Raw genomic sequence first — 21931 nt, forward strand, 5'->3', positions numbered from 1 at the left:
GCATCAGCTGGATGAGATCTCGCCCGACAGGACACCCTATTCCTACTTCAGCGCCCTCATGCCGGACGCGCCGGAATCGCAGCGCCGCGCAAAGCTTGGCGCCTATGGCTTCGGCGCGGCGCTGGCGGATTCGCGCTGCGACACGCTGTCAGGCGGGGAGAAGGCGCGGCTGCTGTTCGCGCTTGCCGCGTTCCATGCGCCACATGTGCTGGTGCTCGACGAGCCGACGAACCACCTCGACGTCGACAGCCGCGAAGCGCTCATCATGGCAATCAACGACTATGAGGGCGCGGTGATCCTCATCAGCCACGACCGCCACATCATCGAGACCTGCGTCGACGATCTCTGGCTCGTCAGCGACGGCACCGTCAGGCGCTTCGACGGCGACATGGACGACTACACCCGCCTCGTGCTGGAGAGGGCGCGCGAGGCCCGCCGCGGCGAGCGCCAGTCTGCCAGGCCGCAGGCCGCAACGCCTTCCCCCCCGCCGCGCGCCTCCGCTGCCGCCACGCAGAAGGCTGTCGACAAGCTGGACCGCCGGATGGAGGAATTGCGCGGCAAGATCGCGATCCTGGACCAGGCGCTTTCCGACCCCGCCATCTTCAGCGAGGAGCCAAAGAAGGCCGCCGACTTCGGCAAGCTGCGCGCCAGGCTTGCCGCGGAGCTGGAGGAACTGGAGAACCAGTGGCTCGAAGCTCAGCTCGGATAAGCTAGTTCCCGGCCGCGGCGCGGTTCTGCCAGCGGCCTTGTTCGTCCTGCTGCCAGTAGCTCACCTCATGGCCGGCGGACTTGAACCGCTTCCACCCGGCGCGCGCGGCCTCGACCGCCTCGGAGTCATTGCCGTCGAACAGGATGACGGCGCGCGTCAGTCCGGCAATGTCGCCCACAGGCGCACCGTCCACGAAGAAGCGGATGTTGGCGTTGTTCGGGTTCTCCTCCACCGCGGTGATCCAGATCGGCTGCAGGTCGGGGAAACCGTCGGCCTTGGTGCCGTGCGGCAGGAAGCTGTCCTCGTCATGGGCCCAGAGCTGCGCCGCGATTGCCTCGCTGCGCTCCTCGCTGCCCGTCTGCACCACCACGCGCCAGCCGCGCTCGAGGCTGGTGTTCAGCAGCTTCGGCAGCACGCTCTCCAGCGGCTGGCGTTCCAGATGGTAGAAGAACACGGGGGTCATGGCGCCATTCATCGGCAAGGCGGCCGCGGCGGTCAAGTGCGGTTCACGCGCGCAGGGCATCACGTTAAGTAAGCTGCTATGGCAGTTCTTCCATATTGAGGCGTGGGCCACTTTGGATAAGTCTCTGCCTGTCATGGCGATAGCCGGGGAGGTGACAGGTGCGCGGTCCAAAACAAGGTGAACGGCAGGAGTCCGGCGCGGGTGAGGCACTGCACCTCTATTGCCTGGCGGCAGCAGTTGCCAACGAAGCCTCGCAAGGCGGCTTCCCCGACTTCGCCCGCGCGCTGGAAAACGCTCTCTGTGGCTTTCTTTCCGGCCTCCCGCGGGAGGAACAGGCAGAAGCCCTGCGGCTATCCTATGAAATAGCCCTTGGCGGCGCGGAACCCGCCCCTCCCCGCCTCAGGCTTATCTATTCACGCGAGTAGAGCATGATCCGCAAAAGTGGAAACCACTTTTGCGAAAAGATCATGCTCAAGCCATTGAACTCGAGCTAGACGCGGGGCCATCACGCGGCCTGCGCCGCGAACGCCACGGCGATTGCGGCTGCCACCCTGGCATTGTTCCTGACGAGGGCGATATTGGCCGCAAGCGAGCGCCCTTGCGTGACGCCCGCGATTTCCGCGAGGAGAAAGGGGGTCGTTTCCTTGCCGTGAATGCCCTTGGCCGCAGCCTTGCGTATGGCGGCCTCGATCACGGGTGCAATCTCGGCGGCGGGGATTTCAGCATCTGCCGGAATGGGGTTGGCCACCACGATGCCGCCCTTCAGCCCCATCTCCCACTTGGCCCGCATCACGCTTGCGATCTCACCCGCACTGTTGCACCGCATCGGCACGGCATGGCCGCTCCCGCGCGAATAGAAGGCTGGGAATTCATCCGTGCCGAGGCCGATCACCGGCACGCCCAGGGTCTCCAGCGTTTCGAGCGTCAGGCCCAAGTCAAGGATCGCCTTGGCCCCCGCCGTCACCACCGCGACGCTGCTTTCCGCAAATTCCGTCATGTCGGCAGAAATGTCGAAACTCGTCTCCGCACCCCTGTGCACACCACCGATGCCACCCGTGGCGAAGACGCTTATTCCTGCCATGGCCGCAATCCGCATGGTGGAGGCAACCGTCGTAGCGCCGTCCAGCCCCCTGGCCACGACGAAGGGAAGGTCGCGCACCGAAACCTTCGCGATGGACCGCCCCTCGCGCCCGAAGCGGTCGAGTTCCACGCCGCTCAATCCCACCTTCAGGACGCCGCCGATGATGGCGATGGTGGCCGGAACCGCGCCAGCCTCGCGCACAATCTCCTCCACCGCGCGCGCCGTCTCGACATTCTGCGGATAGGGCATGCCATGGGCGATGATGGTCGATTCCAGCGCCACCACCGGGCGCCGCTCCTCGAGCGCGCGGCGAACCTCTTCGGTCAGGGACAGTTCAATGGCCAAGGCACACCTCAACACGCCGGTTGTTGCATGATACCCCTCCCGTTTTGCAGCAGGGGTAAACTCCCTTTTCAGCCACGCGTCTCCGTTTGCCAAGCCTGAAGCTTGCAGATCTGATCGCACCGCTTCGTCAGAAGCTGGATCTAGTCGAACAGCCTCACACCAGCCGTGAGACGGTTTCCGCCAGCGCCTCTTGCAATGGCCGCAGACGGAAGCCGAAGCGCGCCGCGAATGCATCCATGGACAAGCGCGAGTTCGCGGGGCGGCGGGCCGGCGTCGGGTACTCGGCCGTGGTGATGGGCTTCACCTCCGCGCAGGGACCGCCAAGGGATTTGCTCAGCGCGAAGGTCTCGCGGGCAAGTCCGTACCAGGTCACGTCACCGCTGCCACAAAGGTGATAGGTTCCACCCCCGGGAAGGCCCGGCGCGATCCGCAGCACGGCATGGGCAATGTCGAGGGCACTTGTCGGATTGCCAATCTGATCGTCGACAACATTCAAAACCGCACGCTCCTTGCCGAGCCGCAGCATGGTCTTCACGAAATTGCCGCCGAACGGGCTGTAGACCCATGACGTCCGCAGGATGAGCGGCGAAGGATGAGCCAACTTCACCGCCTCTTCTCCCGCCAGTTTCGACTGGCCATAGACGCCGAGCGGGCCCGTCTCGTCACTTTCAACATAGGCGCCCGTCTTGTCGCCCGGATAGACGTAGTCAGTCGACAGTTGAATGAACGCTGCACCAAGCCGCGCAGCGGCGGCAGCGGCGGCAGCAGCACCGTCTCGATTGATGGCGAAGGCCAGAGCGGACTCCTGCTCCGCCTTGTCCACCGCAGTATAGGCGGCTGCATTGACGACCATGTCCGGCCGCACCGCGGCGATGGCGGCGCCCGCGGATGCCGTGTCCTCGAGGTCCAGATCCGGACGGCCAAGGGCGATCACCTCAACCCCCGGCACAAGCGCACTCCGCTCGAGCAGCGCCATCACGACCTGGCCGCTCCGGCCGGTGACGAGGATCCGCATCAGGGCTTGGCCGTGCCCAGGCGCTGGCCCGAATAGCGGGAGGCCCGCAGCGGTTGCCACCAGTCGCCATTGCTCATGTACCAGCTGATGGTCTTGCGCAGGCCGGTCTCGAAGGTCTCACGGGCGCGCCAGCCAAGTTCCGTCTCGATCTTCGTGGCATCGATCGCATAACGCAGGTCATGGCCCGGACGGTCATCCACGAAGGTGATGAGCTTGCGGCGCGAACCAGTGTTAAGGGGTACCAGTTCGTCAAGCGTGTCGGCGATCGTCTCAACCACCACGCGGTTCGAGCGCTCGTTGCGGCCGCCGATGTTGTATGTTTCGCCGACGCGGCCCCGGGTGATCACAAGCGCCAGCGCACGCGCATGGTCTTCGACATGCAGCCAGTCGCGGACATTCTCACCCGTGCCATAGACGGGCAGGCTCTTGCCCTCGAGGCCGTTGATGATCATCAGCGGCACGAGCTTTTCGGGGAAGTGGTAGGGACCGTAGTTGTTGGAGCAGTTCGAGAGAACCACGGGCAGCCCGTAGGTATGGTGCCACGCCATGACCAGGTGATCGGACGCCGCCTTCGAAGCCGAATAGGGAGACGACGGCTTATAGGACGTTTCCTCGGTGAACAGCCCGCCGTCGAGCGGCAGGTCGCCGAACACCTCGTCGGTGGACACGTGGTGGAAGCGGAAATCCGGCTTCCTCGGCTCCGGCAGCCCGGCGTGGTATGAGCGAGCCGCCTGCAGCAGCGCGAATGTGCCGATGATGTTCGTCTGGATGAACTCCCCCGGCCCGTCGATCGAACGGTCCACGTGGCTTTCGGCGGCAAGGTGCATGACGGCGTCGACGCCTTCGTCCTGCATCACCTTCAGCACCGCATCGCGATCGCAGATGTCGAGCTTGTAGAAGCGGTACCCCGGGCTTCCGGCGATCTCCGCGGTGGAGCCCTCACTCGCCGCATAGGTCAGCTTGTCGATGTTGACCACATCGATGCCGAGGTCCCGCACCAGGTGACGGCACACTGCAGACCCGATGAAGCCGCATCCGCCTGTGACCATGATCTTCATGCGCGATGACCCCGCAAGCCTAGAATGAAAACTGTTCAGTAATGCCGGACAAAAATGGCGCTGCCGCGTCCTTGGCCGAGAGCACGGGCTCGCGGCCCTCCAGCGGCCATGCGATGCCGATCTGCGGATCGTTCCAGCGGATGCCGCGGTCATATTCCGGCGCATAGGGAGCCGACACTTTGTAGAACACCTCGACGCGGGGCTCGAGCGTCAGGAAGCCATGGGCAAAGCCCCTGGGCACCAGCAGCTGGTTCCACGCATCAGCTGACAGCACGCAGGACACCCACTTGCCGTAATCCGGCGATCCGTGGCGCAGGTCGACGGCAACATCGAAGATCGATCCGCGCAGCACGCGGATGAGCTTGTCCTGGGCAAACGGCGCCAGCTGGAAATGCAGCCCGCGCAGCACGCCACTTTCGGCCGAGAAGGACTGGTTGTCCTGCACCCACCCGATGTCGATGCCGGCCTCGGCAAACCGCTTCTGCGAATAGGTCTCAGAGAAGAAGCCACGCGCATCACCGAACTTTCCCGGGATGATCTCGAGCACACCTTCAAGCGCCAGCCTGCGGATCTCCATGCCGGTCAGGCTCCCCGCTCGGCAGCGATGCGGCGCAGGTAGGCGGCGTATTCGGTCTTGCCCAGCGCATGGGCGCGCTTCTCCAACGCCGTGGCGTCGATGTAGCCGCAGTTGAAGGCAATCTCCTCCGGGCAGCAGATTTTTTCGCCCGTGCGGGTCTCGATGGTGCGGATATAGGAGCCGGCGTCGTGCAGGCTGTCGTGGGTGCCAGTATCGAGCCATGCATAGCCGCGGCCGAGGCGCTCGACCTGGAGGTCGCCCCGCTCCAGATATGCGCGGTTGACATCGGTGATCTCGAGCTCGCCACGCGCCGACGGCCGGATCGACTTCGCAATGCCGACGATGTCGGAGTCGTAGAAGTAAAGCCCCGTCACCGCCCAGTGCGACTTCGGCTGCTTTGGCTTTTCTTCGATCGAGGTGGCAACACCGTCCTTGTCGAAGGCCACCACGCCATACCGCTCAGGGTCCGACACGCGGTAGGCGAAGACCGTGGCCCCGCTCTTTCTCGCTGCTGCCGCGCGGCACTTGTCCTGCAACTTGTCGCCGTGGAAGATATTGTCGCCCAGCACCAGTGCGGCGGGTCCGCCCTTGAGGAAGCTCTCGCCGATAAGGAACGCCTGCGCCAGCCCGTCAGGGCTCGGCTGCTCGGCATAGGAAAGGTTGATCCCGAATGCGGAGCCGTCGCCAAGCATGTTGCGGAAATGCGGCAAGTCATGCGGGGTCGAAATGATCAGGATGTCCCTGATGCCGGCCAGCATAAGCACCGACATCGGATAATAGATCATCGGCTTGTCGTAGACCGGAAGAAGCTGTTTCGAGATGACAAGGGTCAGCGGATAGAGCCGGGTTCCGCTTCCGCCCGCCAAGATGATACCACGCATCCACACCCCCCTGCAGTCTAAGCCTTTCGAAGGGTGACGTAGCACCTGAAGGACCAACCAAACAACAGAATACAGAAACTGCTAGTTAGTCTGCGCCAGCCGGAACAGCCTTTCCCGGCTGAGGTCCGTTGCCACGGACTCGCGCGAGCCGAGCTTGATGGCCGCGGCGCACTGCCCGAGCCGCGCGGCCTCAGCCAGCGGCAGGCCTTCCAGAAGGCCGCAGACCAGCCCCGCAACCGCCGCATCTCCCGCCCCGGTCACGTCGGCAATTTCCGGAGACTGCACGGGCGTTACGGCAACCGCCTGATGACCGTCGGAGGCGACCGCGCCTTCGCGTCCGCGATGCAGCACGACATTGGCAAATCCCAGGGCATGAAGCCGCGCGATGTCGCCGCCCGCCAGCGCATCGAGTTGCTGCACATTGGGCGTGATGGCGAAGACGGGCGCCGCGCGCGTGAGCCCCAGAAGCTTCCCCGCCTTCACCACCGACACAGGCTCGATCAGCAGGCGCAACCCATGCCGCCCCGCGAAGCTCATCAGCCAGGCGAGGCAGATCGCGGGCAGGTTGCAGTCCGCCACCAGCATGTCAGCCCGCGCCAGCTGGCCCGAGAGCGTTTCGAGGTGGGCCGGATCGAGCCCGTCCATGGCGCGCATGTCGCTCACCGCGGTCACCATCTCGCCGGTTTCGTCCAGCACGGCGAGATAGGTGCCGGTCGGCTGGCCGCTCACCCAGGAAAGCGAGAGGTCGACGCCCGCCCGCGCGCAGGCAGACCTGACCAGCGCCGCATTCGCATCATCCCCCAGCGCGGTAACCAGCGAGACGTCGTGGCCGAGCCGTGCAAGGTTTTCCGCGATGTTGCGGCCCACCCCCCCGGCCGAGAGCGTGACGCTCCCGGGGTTCGACGTGCGGGGAAGACAAGGCCCGCTGGCACGGCCCTTGATGTCCACATTTGCGCCGCCGATGACGATGACGCGCGGCATCAGAAGTCGGTGGGAGCGCCGCCCTCCGCCTTGCGCCTGTCGACGAAGGCATTGAGCTCATCACGGATGGCGTCGTCGATCGCGGGTTCCTGGTAGTCTGCCAGCGCCTGCTTCCAGACCGCATTGGCCTTCTGCCACGCCTCGGGCTTGCCTGCGGCCAGCCACTGCTGGTTGTTGCGCCAGTCGGAGACGATGGGCGAATAGAAGGCATTGGTATAGCGCGCCAGCGTGTGCTGCGCGCCGAAGAAATGCCCGCCGGGGCCAACCTCGCGGATCGCTTCGACGCCCAGCGCGTCTTCCGTGGTCTCGAGGGGTTGCATGAACTCACTCACCATCTGGATCAGGTCGCAGTCGAGAATGAACTTCTCGAAGCTCGCGACGAGCCCGCCCTCGAGCCAGCCTGCGCCATGCATGATGAGGTTGCCGCCGCCCATGGTCAGGCCCCAGAGCGAGAACACGCTTTCATAGGCCGCCTGTGCGTCGACCGTGTTGGCGGCACAGGTGTTGGAGGTGCGGAACGGCACATTGTAGCGCCGCGCCAGCTGGCCGCCGACGACCGTCGCCTTCATGTATTCGGGCGTGCCGAAGGCGGGTGCTCCCGACTTCATGTCGACATTGGAGGTGAAGCCGCCATAGATCACGGGCGCGCCCTTGCGCACCAGCTGGGTGAAGGCGATGCCGGCCAGCGCCTCGGCATTCTGCTCCACCAGCGCACCCGCCACCGTGACTGGCGCCATGGCGCCCGCCAGCGTGAAGGGGGTGACACAGACGATCTGGTTGCGCGACGACATTTCGAGGATGCCGTTCAGCATCGGCGTGTCGAGCTTCAAGGGCGAGTTGGTGTTGATGATGGTGAAGAGCGAGGGCTCCTTCTCGAGCTGCTCATGGCTGATGCCGCGGCCGATGCGGGCGATCTCGATGCCATCGCGGATGCGCTCCTCACCCAGCGAATAGGCATGGAAGGGCTTGTCGGTCAGCAGCACCGCATCGCGCAGCGCCTCCAGATGGCGGATCGAGGCGTGGACATCGATCGGTTCCACCGGATAGCCCGACAGGAAGCCGATGCAGTTGAAGTACTGCGCGAGCTTCAGGAAGTTCCGGTAGTCCTGGTAATTGCCGGTGCGCCGGCCACCATCCATGTCAGCGCTGTTGGGCGGGCTCGCCACCGTGCCGAAGGTGATCGCATTGCCGCCGATGCGCTGGTTGTTCTCGGGGTTGCGCGCATGAAAGGTGAATTCGGAGGGTGCTGAGGAAATCAGCTCCTCGATCATCGCAGGGTCGAAGCGCACGCGCTCACCCTCGACCTTGGCGCCAGCTTGTCTCAGCATGTCGCGCGCTTGCGGAAGCGTGAAGTCCATGCCGATCTCGGACAGCACCTTGAGCGACGCGAGGTGGATCGACTCGAGCTCGTCCTTCGAGACGATCTCCATCGCGGGGAACAGGCGCGTCAGCTTGCGGCGCGCCAGCTGCGGAACGGGAGCACGGCCCGTGCCGCCGCCACGCCGGCCTCCGCCCTCGCGGCGGCTTTTGCGGGTCGTCTCGGTGTCGGTAACAGTCACTTGGGGTATCCTTCTCAGCGATAGGGGTCGAGCGCGGGGTCGGCGGCGATCTGCTTTGCCAGCCAATCCTCGAAGCGCTTGATCTTGGGTTTCATGCGGTGCTCGGCATTGCAGGCGAAGAGCCAGTTGTGCCGGTGCTGCACCTTCAGGCCGAAGGGTTGAACGAGGCGCCCCGCCTTGATTTCCTCCGTGGCGAAGGGGCCGATGGTCATCGCCACACCCCTGCCCTCGATGGCCGCCTCCTGGGCAAGAATGTAGCTGTCGAACGCCAGCCTGTCCGAGAGCTTGATCCCCTCGACGCCGGCTTCCTCGAGCCACAGGTGCCAGTCTTCCTCCGCCGTATAGACATAGAGCAGCTTGTGCTTCTTGAGGTCCTCCGGCGTCTTGAGCGCATTCGGCCCCTTCAGCAGTTCGGGCGAGCAGATGGGGGTGAGAAGCGACCTGAACAGCGTGCGGTAGTAATGATCGGGCGAGCGGTTGCGGGCGAGGATGAAACCGACATCGACGTTCTTCTCATCGAAGTCCCAATCGAAATAGGAGGTCGAGAGCCTGACCTTCATATCCGGGAAGCGCTTCTCGAAATCATGCAGCCGCGGGATCAGCCACTTGAGCGCCACCGTCACATAGACCTGCACGGTAAGCTCGTTGTCGGCGGCGGAGGGCTTCAGCGCGCGGGTCTGCGCCTCCACCATGTCGAAGGCCTCGCGCACTGGCGGGAAATAGGTGTGGCCCGCCTGGGTCAGTTCGGCGCGGCGCGCATCGCGCCGGAACAGCTGCACGCCAAGCCGCTGTTCCAGCGACTTGACCTGGTGGCTCACCGCCGAACGCGTGATGCCCAGTTCGCTGGCCGCGAGACGGAAGCTGCCGAGCCGGGCTGCCGCCTCGAAAGCGGTCAGGGCACGTAACGGGGGCAGGTCGCGTCTGGCCAAGATTCCTCACCACTGGGTTTAGAGATCCTTCTACCACCACTAAATTCAGGCAGTTAAGGGGAGAAGACCAGAAAGTGAGGCCTGACTGGTGAAAAAAACTATCCTCTTCCGGAAAAAGATAGGCCATTGAAACGCCACGTGGAACCAGACGATATAGAGGCACATTGAGGAGTCCTGAACATGAGTGCTGTCGAAGACCTTTCCCGCCGCCGCGGCGGCCGCGAAGCCCGCAAGGCGCTGCGCTCACGCCCCATCCCCATGGCAGAGGCCGCCGTGCGCCCCGGCATGGAGGGCGGCCAGTACAAGCCCCTCTCCGAGCGCGACATGCAGCGCATCCATGAAACCGCGCTGACGCTGCTCGAGACCGTAGGCCTCGCCCAGGCGATCCCCACCTGCGTCGAGGCGATGACGGCCAAGGGCGCCTTCCTCAATGCGCAAGGCCGCCTCTGCATCCCCCGCGCCCTGGTGGAAGACACGCTCGCCTCCTGCGCGCGCAACTTCGTGCTGCACGGCCGTGACCCGAAGCACGACATGCAACCCTCCGGCAACAAGGTCTATTTCGGCACCGCCGGTGCCGCCGTCCACATCGTGGAGCCCGAGACCCGCAGCTACCGCGAATCGCTCCTCGTCGACCTCTATGACGCGGGCCGCATCGTCGACAATTGCGAGCACATCCACTTCTACCAGCGTCCGGTCACCGCGCGTGACATGATCACCGGGCACGATCTCGACATCAACACCATGTATGCCTGCCTTGCCGGCACCGAAAAGCATGTCGGCACCTCCATGGTCGATCCCGACCATGTCGATGAATGCCTGCAGATCCTGCATGTGCTGGCGGGCGGTGAGGACAAGTGGCGCGAGCGCCCCTTCGTGTCGCAGTCCAACTGCTTCGTCGTGCCGCCCATGAAGTTCGCCGAGGACGCCTGCCGCTGCCTCGAGTCCGCCGCCCGCGGTGGCATGCCCGTGCTGCTGCTCTCCGCTGCCCAGGCCGGCGCCACCTCGCCGGCAGCCCTTGCCGGCACAGTCGTGCAGGCCGTATCCGAATGCCTCGCAGGCCTCGTCTATATCAACTGCGTGGTGCCGGGCGCCATTGCCATCTGGGGCCCATGGCCCTTCGTGTCTGATCTCCGCACCGGCGCCATGTCGGGTGGTTCGGGCGAGCAGGCGCTCATCACCTCGGGCTGCGCCCAGATGGGCCACTTCTATAATCTCACCGTCGGCTCAGCCGCCGGCATGTGCGACTCGAAGCTGCCGGACATGCAGGCCGGCTACGAGAAGGGCGTGACCGCCGGCATCTCCGCCATGACCGGCATCAACATGCTCTACGAGTCCGCCGGCATGCACGCCTCGCTGCTGGGCTTCTGCCTTGAGAGCCTGCTGATCGACAATGACATGCTGGGCTCCATCAACCGCAACGTCCGCGGCATCGAGGTGAACGAGGACACGCTCTCCCTCGAGGTGATCGCCAATGTCTGTATCGATGGCCCCGGCCACTATCTCGGCAACGAGCAGACGCTGGCCCTGATGCAGAAGGACTATGTCTACCCGCAGGTCGCCAACCGCATGAGCCCCAAGGAGTGGAACGAGGCCGGAAAGCCCGACATCGTCGAGCGTGCCGCGGCGAGGAAGCGCGAGATCCTGTCCACCTACTACCCCGACTACATCCCGCGCCACATCGACGAGCAGATCCGCGCCAAGCACGACATCAAGCTGCCGCGCAGCGTGATGGAGCCGGGCGACCCGCGCTGGGCGTAAAGAGCCCTCATCCGGCCTTCGGCCACCTTCTCCCATCCCTTCGGGACGGGAGAAGGGAATAATCATCTCACAGCGTCCCCTTCTCCCGTTGCGCAGCAATGGGAGAAGGTGCCCGACAGGGCGGATGAGGGCCTCCCCCTTTCATTCCTCTCCACCCTTCATCCCTCTCCCCCTTCGGGGGAGAGGGCAGGGTGAGGGGGTCTCCCCGCATGGCAGAATGCCAACAGCCGGGCTATGCTGGACCACACCCTCACCCGACCCTCTCGCCCACATGCGTGGGGGCGAGGAATAACATCATGGATTTGCGCGTCCCAGCACCATGGAACACCCCATCCTCACTGCCATCCGCCGCGCCAGCTTCACCCCACTCGGCTGGTTCACCCCTCGCCCTGAGGATCGCGTGCCCGAGGGCGCCCACTTCGTCATCCTCATCGGCAATGCAGGCCCGGACATGTTCCGCCGCTTCGCCCGCGAGCGCGACCCCGCGCGTGATGCGATCGATGACTGGACGCGCGAGGCGGTCTCAGCCCTTGCCCGCGATCTCGACGCATCCGCCGTCTATCCCTTCGACATGAACCCGCCCTGGCCCTTCCTCACCTGGGCCCGGCGGGGCGGGGCGGGCCACGTCTCGCCACTGGGCCTCAACATTCACCCCACCTACGGCCTGTGGCACGCCTACCGCGCCGCCCTGCTCTTCCCCGTCGCGTTTGACATCCCCGTCCAGCATCCGGGCCCCCACCCTTGCCAGACCTGCGGGGGAAGGCCCTGCCTCACCGCCTGTCCCGCCGGCGCCTTCAACGATGCGTCCTATGACGTCCCGGCCTGCACCGCCCACCTCGCCACGGAGGAAGGACGATCCTGCATGAGCCGCGGATGCCTTGCGCGCCATGCCTGCCCTGTGGGACAAAGCTATGCCTATGCCCCGGCACAGGCCGAGTTCCACATGCGGGCATTCCTCGCCGCGCGCCACAAGGTGTGACCATGTACGACGTCATTCGCAAGAAGCTCGCCCGCGGTGAAACGATCATCCTCGACGGAGGCACCGGAACGGACATCCAGCGCCGCGGCGTGCCAATGAGTTCCTCCACCTGGTGCGCGGAGGCGAACGTCAGCCACCCGGAGGTGGTGCGCGCCGTGCACGAGGACTACATCAGGGCGGGGGCGGACGTCATCATCGCCAACACCTTCGCAACCTCGGCCCTCCTCTTCAACGCGCTCGGCCGGGACGATGAATTGCTGACGATCGACCGCGCCGCCGTGACGATCGCGAAGGAAGCGGCGAAGGGCCATCAGGTCGCCGTTGCAGGCTCCATGTCCACCATGCGGCCCGTGGCGCCGGGAAGCGACCGCACGCTGAAACAGCGGGAATGGCCGGAGGCTCAGGCCCGCGCGCTGTTCCGGCGCAAGGCAGACAACCTCGCTGCTGCGGGCGCCGACTTCATCATGATGGAGATGATGCGCGACCGGGACTATTCGGTCTGGGCCAGCGAAGCGGCCATGGCCACCGGCCTTCCCGTCTGGATCGGAATCTCGGTCGAGCGCCACGGCAGCCGGCTGACCGGCTTCGGCCGCGAGGACCAGCCGCTCGATGACGTGGCGCGCACGCTCTCCGGCCTGAAGCCGGAGGTCATCAGCATCATGCACACCTCGCCCAACGATACAGACGAGGCCATCGATATCCTGCGCCGGCACTGGAAGGGACCCATCGGGGCCTATCCCGAGAGCGGCTACTTCAAGATGCCGGAATGGACTTTCGTCGACATCATCCCACCGGAGGAACTCGTGAAGCGATCAAAGGCTTGGAAACACCAGGGCGTCACCGCCTTCGGCGGCTGCTGCGGGCTCGGCCCCGACCACATCAAGGCCTTGTCTGAGGCGTTCAAGCCATGAAGACGGGTTCCTGCCTCTGCGGTGCTGTGAGCTTCGAGATCAAGGGCGCCTTGCGCCCCGTCATTGCCTGCCACTGCCTGCAATGCCGCAAGCAGACCGGCACCTACATGTCCGCAACATCCTGCGCCGACACAGACCTCGCCTTCACGCGTCAGGACGGTCTCAAATGGTTCCGCTCCAGCGACATCGCACAGCGCGGCTTCTGCAAGGAGTGCGGCTCGGTGCTGTTCTGGAAGCAGGACGGCAGCGACACGACCTCGATTTCCGCCGGATCGATCGACGGCCCGACAGGCGCACCGCTGGATGGGCATATCTTCTGCGAGAGTGCAGGAGACTATTACGAGATCACCGGCGGAGAGTACCGGAAGGATCAGTGGTAGGCCGCGCACTTTGGAGCATCGCTGCCTCAGCTTCCCCTTCTCCCGTTGCGGAACGCAATGGGAGAAGGGGCCCGACAGGGCGGATGAGGGTCTCTGTCCGCCTGTCCTGCCGCTTGAAAGAACCCTCATCCGGCCTGCCGGCCACCTTCTCCCATCCCTTCGGGACGGGAGAAGGGGATGATCATTTCCGCCTTGCCACTCAGTCCGCCACCCAGCTTTCGCCGGGGTGACGGACCAAGGGGGGGCGCAAAGATGCTTGACTTTATTCCTAAACCCAGCTAGTACCCATTTACTTCCCCCAATCGGGGTTCCTGCTCGCGACGGTGAGCTCGAACGGGGTGAAGGGCAGGCCTGCGGGTGCGGTTCAACGTAAGCCACACTCCCGGGGGCGGGCGGAGAGACCCGGAGGCATTACGACCTCCGCGCCGAGAGGCAGTCACGGAATCCCACGATGGCGGATTCTTATACAAGTTCTCTCCGATCTGCGAAGAAGTCCTGCCGGTTCGCGGGCGCTGCTCAGCGCTCACTCGCTGGTCCTTTACCGGATCAGCACACACTGCGCCGGGCAGCGCCCGCGCCTCCCACTTCTCCAGCGAGGGACAAACGCAACCCTCACAAAGGATGAAACATGCCTCGAGCCTCGTGCCGTCAGCCCTCAGGCGCGTGCCAGCAAGTCGCGCTCGAGTTCGCCATAGCCGGTGAAGCGGTACTCATAATCGAGGCCAAGGCGTTTGGCCGCAGCCATGGCCTTCTTCGCCAGCTCCTCATTCCGCGTCTGTGCGAGGAAGACGATCTTCTTGTAATTGCCGAAGTAGAGGGGAAGCAGTTCCGGGTGACGGTCCAGGCCGAGACCCTCCCAGATCAGCTTGTCGAAATGGCGCGCAAGATAGTCGGTCAAGAAGAAGGAGGTGACGTCCTCCTCCGCATGTGTCTCGAATTCGGGATTGCCGGAGAAGAAGGCATAGCAATGCGGGCCTTCGAGGCGTTCGATGCCCTCCTCCGCCAGCAGCCTGTCAAGCTCGCCGCCCGTGCCGCAGTCGCCATAGAGAACGAAGATCGACTCGTAGCGGGGCTTCGCCTCGCGGATCTTCTCGCGCAGGGCCGGAACGATTTTGTCGGGCGTATTGTGCCACTTGGCGGGAAGGCACTGCAGGTCGAAGGCCGTCCAGCGGTTACGCTCGATCAGGTCCACGATCTCGCGGCCCAAAGCACCGCAGGCCAGGAGAAGAACCTTCCCCTGGCCTGGCTTGAACTCGAATTCGTCGGATGGCTTGAGATTGACAAGGGTCATGGGCTGACCCCCCGTGTGTCAGTTCGCCTGAAGCTGGTTGTGCTTGCGCGCCATGAAGCTCTTGGCGGTCTCAACCGCCACGGCGGCGTCACGGCAGTAAGCGTCAGCGCCGATGGCCTTGGCGAACTCCTCGTTCAGCGGTGCTCCGCCGACGAGCACCACGTAATCGTCGCGCATGCCCTTTTCCTTCATGGTGTCGATAACGACCTTCATGTAGGGCATGGTGGTGGTGAGCAGCGCCGACATGCCGAGAATGTCCGGCTTGTGCTCTTCCATGGCGGCCAGATACTTCTCGACCGGGTTGTTGATCCCCAAGTCGATCACCTCGAAGCCGGCACCTTCCATCATCATGCCGACGAGGTTCTTGCCGATGTCGTGGATGTCGCCCTTCACCGTGCCGATCACCATCTTGCCCTGGCGCGGAGCACCCGTGGCGATGAGGAGCGGGCGAAGGATGGTCATGCCAGCCTTCATCGAATTGGCGGCGAGAAGAACTTCCGGCACGAACAGGATGCCGTCGCGGAAGTCGACGCCGACAATGCGCATGCCCTCGACCAGGGCCTCGGTCAGCACCTTGTAGGGGGTCCAGCCGCGGGCGAGCAGGATGTGGACCGCTGCTTCGACCTCTTCCTTGAGGCCGTCATACAGGTCGTCATGGACCTGCTGGACCAGTTCCTCGTCGTTGAGGGAGTTCAGGTCAAGTTCACCATCGTCGCTCATCAGCTGTCTCCGGGGAGGAAATTCTTGAATAAACACAATAGCCGCGGGCGTGTTTTCGCCTTCGCCAGCGGGCGACGTCCCCATGCCGGAAAGCGACGGTTGAGGCAAGCGGAAAGGGCGTTTATGGGTAGATCCAACTTGAATGAGCCGGAATTTTCAGCATGACCGCCGCCTTCGACATCGCCTCCTCCCGCGCCCAGTTCCCCGCGCTTGCCATCACCGACGAGGGCCACTCCCGCGTCTATTTCGACAATCCGGCCGGCACACAGGTGCCCCAGCAGGTGATCGACCGGACGGTCGAATGCCTGACCAGCAGGAACGCCAACCTTGGCGGCTACTTCAGGACGACCGTGGCAGCCGGTGAAATCGTTGACCTGGCGCACGAGGCCTGCGCCGACTTCTACAATGCGAAGTCTGCCGCGGAGATCATCTTCGGGCAGAACATGACAACCCTCACGCTCCACATGTCACGCTGCCTCGGCAAGCGTTTCAGCAGGGGCGACGAGATCGTGCTCTCGCGCATGGACCATGACGCGAATGTCGCCCCCTGGCTGCTGCTCGCCGAAGACCTCGGCCTCGTGGTGCGCTGGATGGACTTCGACACCGGAACCTATGAATTCCCCGAGGATGCGCTCACCCGCGTGCTGAGCGACAGAACCAGGCTCCTCGCCATGGGCATGGCCTCCAACTGCACCGGCACCGTGCATGACGTGAAGCGCTTCACGGCGCAGGCGAAAGCGGCGGGCGCACTCGTTTATCTCGATGCCGTCCAGTATGCGCCGCATTATGCCATGGACGTCCAGGACCTCGGCGCCGACTTCGTCGTCTCCTCCGCCTACAAATGGTTCGGCCCGCATCAGGGAATCCTCTGGGGCCGCGAGGACCTGCTGAAGGACACCTTCGGCTACAAGGTGCGGCCGGCAGGCGAGGAGCCTCCGCACAAGTTCGAGACGGGAACCCTCTCGCATGAAGGCATAGCGGGCACGCTCGGCGCCATCGAATACCTCGAACAGTTCGGCACGGGCGGTACGCGGGCAAAGCGCATCGCGTCAGCCTGGGATGCAATGGCCGGGCATGAACACAGGATCACGCACAGGCTGATCGAGGGACTGAGAGGCTTCAAGGGGCTGACCATCCGCGGCATCACCTCCGCCAATGCCATGCACAGGCGCGTGCCGACGGTGTCCTTCACGCTCGAGGGCCACCACCCGCAGGCGATGGCCCAGGCCTTCGCCAGGGACAACATCTTCGTCTGGTCCGGGCACAACTATGCAATCGAGCCCGTCACCCGCATGGGGCTGATGGAGAAAGGCGGCGTGCTGCGCGTGGGGCTTGCGCACTACAACACGGAGGCCGAGGTCGATGCCCTCCTCTCCTCCCTCACAAGGCAGGTCAGGAACGGCTAGCAAAATGGCATTGAGGCTGGCTGACGGTCACACGTCAGCGGCGCCAAACGAAAGACTTTCTCTGGCGCGCGCGAGCGACTCCTCCGGCGGTCCGGAGGCATCGACGCGCTGCCAGTCGATGCGGCCAAGTTCATAGGATAGCTGGCGCTCCACGACCTCCGGCGTTGCATCCGACGCATCGCCCCGGCGTGTGGAAACCCGTGACTTGAGAACCTCGGACGGTGCCTCAAGCCAGATGCCGGCAAAATGCGCGCGGGCAACACGCGCAACGTCCGCCGCGACGCGGCGCTCGTCAGGACGCGCGAAGACAGCGTCGAACACCACGCAGTGGCCGGCTCTCAGCGCCCGCTCGGCCCTGTCGAGGCAGGCGGCATAGACCGCGAAGGATGCTTCGCGGCCATAGCTTTCCGGCGGCAGCCGCTCCGTCTCGGCAACGCCCGCCAGCACCTTGCGCTCCACGTCAGAGCGCACATGAAGGGCGCCGGGCGGTGCGCCAAGGTGAGGCGCGAGGCCCGCTGCCACCGTGGTCTTGCCAGTGCCCGAGAGGCCGCCAATGCAGACCAGCTTGGGGCGCGCGGCCTTCAGGAAGCCGATCGAGGACCTGAACCAGTCCAGCGCCTGGCCACGTGCCTGCATCGAGTTCTTCAGCGCCAGTTCATGCGCGAGGTCGGCGGTGACGAGGGCCCGCACGCCTGCCCTCGTCGAGAGGAAGAGCGGCAGGAGGGCGAGGCCTGAAAGATCCTCCTCAACCCGGCGCAGGTGCAGGTAGCGGTTCAGCACGATGTTCGCGGCACGGCGCTCGTCATGCGTCCACAGATCCATGAGCAGGAAGGCGAGGTCATAGAGAACGTCGATGGTGGCAATCTTCTCGCTGAACTCAATGGCGTCGAAGAGCTTGGGCTGGCCATCTTCCACGAAGATGTTGCCGGCATGCATGTCGCCGTGGCAGCGGCGGACCAGGCCCCGCTCACCCCTGTCATTGAGCAAAGATTTGCTCGCTTTCAGGGCGGATTCATAGAGAGCATGGAATTCCAGCGTCTCAGCCGGGCGGAAAATATCGGGCGAATCGATGAAGGCCGAAGAGAGCTGCGCGCCGAGGCCCATCATGATGCCAGCACCCCCCGCCTCACGCCGGGGCGCCTGGGCATGGGCATTGGCGGCCATGCTGGCAAGGCTTCCGGCGAGCACGGCATCAATCTCGCCATGCGACATCCGCCACGACAGCAACGCCTGAGCCGGAAAGCGGCGCATTACCAACACGGGCTCACCCATTATTTCCGCCGTGCGGAGATAAAGGTCAGGCGCGAAGATGCGGTTGATTTCGAACTCGGCCGCTATGGCACTGCGCCGCTTTTCAAGGCCGGAGAAGTCGAGATAGGGAAGCTTTACCGCCTTCTTGATCTTGAAGGCGCGGTCACCGGCAAGGAACACATGCGCGGCATGGGTTTCCACGTGCTCCACGGGTTCTCCGGGGAAGCCCCATGTCTCGCCCCTGAGGAATGACGCTTCGAACATCCTGCCAGTATGCAACGGCATGGCCCGGAGTTCCTTGACTGGCGTCAATTGCGGGTTCAGCCGCCAAGCAGCTGGCGGAGCACGTCGCGTGGGTTGTTGAGAAAACTGCGGGTGATCCTGAAGTGCTCGGTATCCTCGTAATCGACACGCTCAAGGCCGTGCTGACCCATCTGGTAGATCCAGGCATCAGGGTAAGCCATCAGAATGGGTGAGTGGGTCGCGATCACAAACTGGCTGTCGGCGGCGATCAACTCATGCATGCGTACCAGCATGGACATCTGGCGGGTGGGCGAAAGCGCGGCTTCCGGCTCGTCAAAGATATAGAGGCCCTTGCCGCCAAGGCGGTGCTCGAGAAGGGCAAGAAAAGACTCGCCGTGGGATTGCTTGTGAAGTGACCGGTTTCCGTAGGACTCGATGATCTTTGGTCCAAAAGACGGTTCGCGATCCAGGTCCTCGATGTTGGTGGCAACGTTGAAGTAGCTCTCGGCGCGGAGAAAGAAGCCATCCTTCGCGCGCCGTGTTCCCCGCGTCAGCCGTAGTGCGCCATGCAGCGATGAATGCGAAGCAAAGGTACCAAAGCGGAAGTTCTTCGAGCCGCCCTCGGGGTTGAAGCCCCAGGCAACGGCCAGCGCCTCGATGAGAGTGGACTTGCCAGAGCCGTTCTCGCCGACGAGGAAGGTGACCTTCGGATGAAAGGCGATCTCGCTCAGACCCGAAATGGCGGGAAGGGAAAAGGGATAGGTGGCCCGGTCTTCAACGCGGTCCCACAGCAGTTCGGCCTTCAACAGATAGTGGCGTGCCTCATAGGCTTTCATCAGCTGAAGCGTAGAAGCTGCCTTTTCAGGTTGCAAGACCTGCCGGAGTGTCAGCTGCCGCGGCGGCGCTCGCGCCGGGCAGCGCCTGCTGCGGCGGTATCGACGCCCTTGGCGAGTTCGGAGACGGGGCCGAGCTTCTGCTCGATGAGTTCCACGGTCGGGCGGCTGCCTCTGGTGTAGCTCTCAAGCGATTTGCGCATCGCGGCCAGATGTTCCGGGCTGGTGCCGCAGCAGCCGCCAATGATCTTGGCGCCGGCGTCGAAGGCGATCCTGGCATAATCCGCCATGAGTTCGGGCGTGCCGGTGTAGTGGATGTGGCCATCGACATATTGCGGGATGCCGCAATTGCCCTTGGCGACCACCGCCGCGTCGGGCCGGGCCTCCGAAATGCCGAGCACGGTGGCGACGAGTTCGGACGCGCCAACCCCGCAATTGGCGCCGATGGCGACGGGCTGCACGGGAAGTGCCGCCGTGATGGCGCCGAAGGCCTTGGGCGTGATGCCCATCATGGTGCGGCCGTTGGTATCGAAGCTCATGGTGGTGACGATGGGAAGGCCCGCCTTGGCGCAGCCCTCGACGGCGGCCTTGAGTTCCTCCTCGGACGACATGGTCTCGATCCAGAGGACGTCGGCGCCACCTTCCTTGAGGGCGGAGGCCTGTTCGGCGAAGGAACTGACCGCATCATCATGAGTCAGCGCGCCGACCGGCTCCATGATCTCGCCCGTGGGGCCAACGGAGCCGCCGACATAAACGGGGCGGCTCACCGCATCGGCCTCCGCGCGGGCGTTCTTCGCAGCAGCGATGTTGATCTCGCGCACCTGGCCCTGGGCATTGTGGAGCTTCAGGCGGTGACGGTTGCCGCCGAAGGAATTGGTGAGCACGATATCCGCCCCCGCCTCGATGAAGCGGCGGTGCAATGAGCGGACACGCTCGGAATGTTCGAAATTCCACATCTCCGGCGCGTCACCCGATTCAAGGCCCATCTGGAAATAATTGGTGCCGGTGGCGCCATCGGCCAGCAGCCAGGGACGCGTGGCAAGCGCTTCGGTGAAGGACGGGCGGGTCATGGGAGCCTCCGGGGCAAAACGATATAAAGAAGTCTTTATATCGCTACCCCAGGCTTGCCAAGAGAGAAACGTCAGGCGGCCTTTGCCCCGTAGAAGAGCGTGACCACGTGCTGGGCTTCCGCAAAGAACAGCCAGCGCTCCACCGCAGCCGCGAACAGCGCCACGGCGGCAGAGAGCAGCGCGGCATAGGGGAGCAGCAGCGCCGAGACCATCAGCAGCAGGGCCACGGCGAGGAGCAGGATGACAAGGCGGCGGAGCTTCGCCGCGTGCTTGCGGGCCACCGCATAGCCCATTTCCTTCTGCACGTAGTTCTCGGAGGTGTGCGGCACCTCCCACTGGCTCACCTGGCCGAGAGAGCCGAGGCCTGTCGCCTGCTCAATGGTGCGGTCGCGCGGGGCGGTGTCGATTGCGTGCCAGTAGGCGAGTTTGACGCCGATCACCGCCACGAGACATGCGCAGGCGAAATACACGAGGAAGGCCGGGAAATTGCCGAACACCGCCGTGAGCGTGGCCAGAAGGCACGCCCCCGTTGCCAGCGCGAAGGCGAGATAGACGGGAACGGTCAGCCCATTGTGCCAGGCGCGGATGGTGGCGAGCGTCGAATAGATCTTGCCGGTGCAGACGACGGTGACCAGCGCCATGACCGCAGTGATGGCGCCGAGCGGCGTGATGAACTGGGGCGCTTCGACGAGGCCGGACCAGATGAGGCCGAAGAGCAGCGCCGGGATGTAGGTGAGAACCGCCGCCACACCCTCCCGCGAGAGCCAGGAGGAGCGCCATTGCGACAGGGCACGCCAGGCGCGCTCCGGATGGCCCAGGTGAAAGGTGGATGAGAGAAGGCCCACGGTGATGAGGCCCAGTGCAATCACCATGCAGGTGAGGCCGAAGGCGAGGCTCGAGGCCTGGCCATGGCTGATGCCGACGAGGCCCAGAAGTGCCAGCAGGCCATAGCCAGCGCCGGAAGCCGTCGTGAAGAGGATGACCGAATAGGCGGGATGCATGGCTAGATCACTTCCCCCGCACGCTTCCCCGCCTTCGCCGGGATGACGGCCTTTATGGGCTGCGTGTTCGTCCTCACCCGTTATCCCTCCAGCTTTCCGGAATGGTCGACTTCATTGGCGCGCGCCGAAGCCTTCTTCGAGGAGAGGACCTTGTCCGCCCACTGGAACAGGCGGTCGAAGGCAGAGCCATCGGGCCTGGGCAGGCTCTCAGGCGCCGTGTTGGTCGCATCGCGGCGGGCACGCGGCGGGAGATACTTGTTCACGGGCTTGTAGCCCATTTGCGGAAGAAGATCGTAACCGCCGCGCTCGGCGACGAGTTGGGACACCTTGGAGTTGGCATCGCCGAGGTCACCAAAATGGCGCGCACCCGTGGGGCAGGCCTTGACGCAGGCGGGCTGCCGGTCCTCCGGCTCGAAATTCTCGTTGTAGATGCGATCCACACAGAGCGTGCATTTCTTCATCACGCCATCGGCCTGGTCATATTCGCGCG

At 64.4% G+C, this 21931-nt stretch carries 23 protein-coding genes; 7 read left to right on the forward strand and 16 right to left on the reverse strand.

Annotation, left to right across the window (positions count from 1 at the left end; translation table 11 throughout):
* A partial coding sequence (locus tag ACILRA_RS05690) for an ATP-binding cassette domain-containing protein (RefSeq protein WP_395661125.1) occupies positions 1–709 on the forward strand: 709 nt, incomplete at its 5' end.
* A 1-nt stretch (position 710) separates the two neighbouring features.
* Here ACILRA_RS05690 and ACILRA_RS05695 read toward each other — a convergent pair.
* Positions 711–1208, reverse strand: coding sequence for a DNA polymerase III subunit chi (locus ACILRA_RS05695; protein WP_395661126.1), 498 nt, complete (start codon positions 1206–1208; stop codon positions 711–713).
* A 122-nt stretch (positions 1209–1330) separates the two neighbouring features.
* On the opposite strand from ACILRA_RS05695, the gene ACILRA_RS05700 reads away from it, so the two are divergent.
* The gene (locus tag ACILRA_RS05700; protein WP_395661127.1) at positions 1331–1597 is read left to right on the forward strand and encodes a hypothetical protein; all 267 of its coding nucleotides are present in this window, start codon (positions 1331–1333) and stop codon (positions 1595–1597) included.
* Positions 1598–1677: 80 nt separating this feature from the next.
* Here the strand turns inward: ACILRA_RS05700 and ACILRA_RS05705 are convergent, their stop codons facing one another.
* The 8 genes from ACILRA_RS05705 to gcvA all read right to left on the reverse strand — a co-directional run bounded on the left by ACILRA_RS05705 (position 1678) and on the right by gcvA (position 9598).
* Entirely contained in the window at positions 1678–2598 is a 921-nt protein-coding gene (locus ACILRA_RS05705; protein ID WP_395661128.1) for a pseudouridine-5'-phosphate glycosidase, read from the reverse strand.
* Positions 2599–2752: 154 nt separating this feature from the next.
* The gene (rfbD, locus tag ACILRA_RS05710) at positions 2753–3613 is read right to left on the reverse strand and encodes a dTDP-4-dehydrorhamnose reductase (RefSeq protein WP_395661129.1); all 861 of its coding nucleotides are present in this window, start codon (positions 3611–3613) and stop codon (positions 2753–2755) included.
* The gene (gene rfbB / locus ACILRA_RS05715; RefSeq protein WP_395661130.1) at positions 3613–4671 is read right to left on the reverse strand and encodes a dTDP-glucose 4,6-dehydratase; all 1059 of its coding nucleotides are present in this window, start codon (positions 4669–4671) and stop codon (positions 3613–3615) included. Before rfbB ends, rfbD begins: the two co-directional genes overlap by 1 nt.
* Before the next feature lie 19 nt (positions 4672–4690).
* Positions 4691–5248, reverse strand: a complete 558-nt coding sequence (gene rfbC, locus ACILRA_RS05720; RefSeq protein ID WP_395661131.1) for a dTDP-4-dehydrorhamnose 3,5-epimerase — start codon at positions 5246–5248, stop codon at positions 4691–4693.
* A gap of 5 nt (positions 5249–5253) precedes the next feature.
* Complete coding sequence (gene rfbA / locus ACILRA_RS05725; protein WP_395661132.1) at positions 5254–6129, reverse strand: glucose-1-phosphate thymidylyltransferase RfbA; 876 nt, start codon at positions 6127–6129, stop codon at positions 5254–5256.
* Between the two features lie 81 nt (positions 6130–6210).
* Positions 6211–7110, reverse strand: coding sequence for a carbohydrate kinase family protein (locus tag ACILRA_RS05730; protein WP_395661133.1), 900 nt, complete (start codon positions 7108–7110; stop codon positions 6211–6213).
* Positions 7110–8669, reverse strand: a complete 1560-nt coding sequence (locus ACILRA_RS05735) for a trimethylamine methyltransferase family protein (protein ID WP_395661134.1) — start codon at positions 8667–8669, stop codon at positions 7110–7112. The genes ACILRA_RS05730 and ACILRA_RS05735 overlap by 1 nt, the downstream gene beginning before the upstream one ends.
* Positions 8670–8683: 14 nt before the next feature.
* Entirely contained in the window at positions 8684–9598 is a 915-nt protein-coding gene (gcvA, locus tag ACILRA_RS05740) for a transcriptional regulator GcvA (protein ID WP_395661135.1), read from the reverse strand.
* Positions 9599–9778: 180 nt separating this feature from the next.
* Between gcvA and ACILRA_RS05745 the strand changes: the two genes are divergently transcribed.
* The 4 genes from ACILRA_RS05745 (at position 9779) to ACILRA_RS05760 (ending at position 13626) form a co-directional block, all read left to right on the forward strand.
* The gene (locus tag ACILRA_RS05745; RefSeq protein ID WP_395661136.1) at positions 9779–11356 is read left to right on the forward strand and encodes a trimethylamine methyltransferase family protein; all 1578 of its coding nucleotides are present in this window, start codon (positions 9779–9781) and stop codon (positions 11354–11356) included.
* Positions 11357–11675: 319 nt separating this feature from the next.
* A complete protein-coding gene (locus ACILRA_RS05750; RefSeq protein ID WP_395661137.1) occupies positions 11676–12335 on the forward strand; it encodes a ferredoxin in 660 nt (219 codons plus the stop codon).
* Positions 12336–12337: 2 nt separating this feature from the next.
* A complete protein-coding gene (locus ACILRA_RS05755; RefSeq protein ID WP_395661138.1) occupies positions 12338–13246 on the forward strand; it encodes a homocysteine S-methyltransferase family protein in 909 nt (302 codons plus the stop codon).
* On the forward strand, positions 13243–13626 hold the full coding sequence (locus ACILRA_RS05760; RefSeq protein ID WP_395661139.1) for a GFA family protein: 384 nt from the start codon (positions 13243–13245) through the stop codon (positions 13624–13626). Before ACILRA_RS05755 ends, ACILRA_RS05760 begins: the two co-directional genes overlap by 4 nt.
* Positions 13627–14281: 655 nt before the next feature.
* Here ACILRA_RS05760 and ACILRA_RS05765 read toward each other — a convergent pair.
* Both ACILRA_RS05765 and ACILRA_RS05770 read right to left on the reverse strand, forming a co-directional pair.
* Positions 14282–14917: a DUF1638 domain-containing protein gene (locus tag ACILRA_RS05765; protein WP_395661140.1), complete on the reverse strand. Its 636-nt coding sequence runs from the start codon at positions 14915–14917 to the stop codon at positions 14282–14284.
* Between the two features lie 18 nt (positions 14918–14935).
* Positions 14936–15637, reverse strand: a complete 702-nt coding sequence (locus ACILRA_RS05770; RefSeq protein ID WP_395661141.1) for a corrinoid protein — start codon at positions 15635–15637, stop codon at positions 14936–14938.
* A gap of 161 nt (positions 15638–15798) precedes the next feature.
* On the opposite strand from ACILRA_RS05770, the gene ACILRA_RS05775 reads away from it, so the two are divergent.
* On the forward strand, positions 15799–17043 hold the full coding sequence (locus tag ACILRA_RS05775) for a cysteine desulfurase-like protein (protein WP_395661142.1): 1245 nt from the start codon (positions 15799–15801) through the stop codon (positions 17041–17043).
* 27 nt (positions 17044–17070) lie between these two features.
* Here ACILRA_RS05775 and ACILRA_RS05780 read toward each other — a convergent pair whose 3' ends face one another.
* The 5 genes from ACILRA_RS05780 to ACILRA_RS05800 form a co-directional block, all read right to left on the reverse strand.
* On the reverse strand, positions 17071–18579 hold the full coding sequence (locus ACILRA_RS05780) for an AAA family ATPase (RefSeq protein ID WP_395661143.1): 1509 nt from the start codon (positions 18577–18579) through the stop codon (positions 17071–17073).
* Positions 18580–18614: 35 nt separating this feature from the next.
* A complete protein-coding gene (locus ACILRA_RS05785) occupies positions 18615–19373 on the reverse strand; it encodes an AAA family ATPase (RefSeq protein ID WP_395661144.1) in 759 nt (252 codons plus the stop codon).
* A gap of 50 nt (positions 19374–19423) precedes the next feature.
* Positions 19424–20440 carry a betaine--homocysteine S-methyltransferase gene (bmt, locus tag ACILRA_RS05790; protein WP_395661145.1) on the reverse strand — a complete coding sequence of 339 codons (1017 nt, stop codon included), beginning with the start codon at positions 20438–20440 and terminating at the stop codon, positions 19424–19426.
* 71 nt (positions 20441–20511) lie between these two features.
* A complete protein-coding gene (locus ACILRA_RS05795) occupies positions 20512–21441 on the reverse strand; it encodes a dimethyl sulfoxide reductase anchor subunit family protein (RefSeq protein ID WP_395661146.1) in 930 nt (309 codons plus the stop codon).
* Positions 21442–21521: 80 nt separating this feature from the next.
* Positions 21522–21931 (reverse strand): 4Fe-4S dicluster domain-containing protein (locus ACILRA_RS05800; protein WP_395661147.1); only part of this gene is annotated, 410 nt, incomplete at its 5' end.

It is taken from the genome of Aestuariivirga sp. (assembly GCF_044239095.1).
Taxonomy (GTDB): domain Bacteria; phylum Pseudomonadota; class Alphaproteobacteria; order Rhizobiales; family Aestuariivirgaceae; genus Aestuariivirga.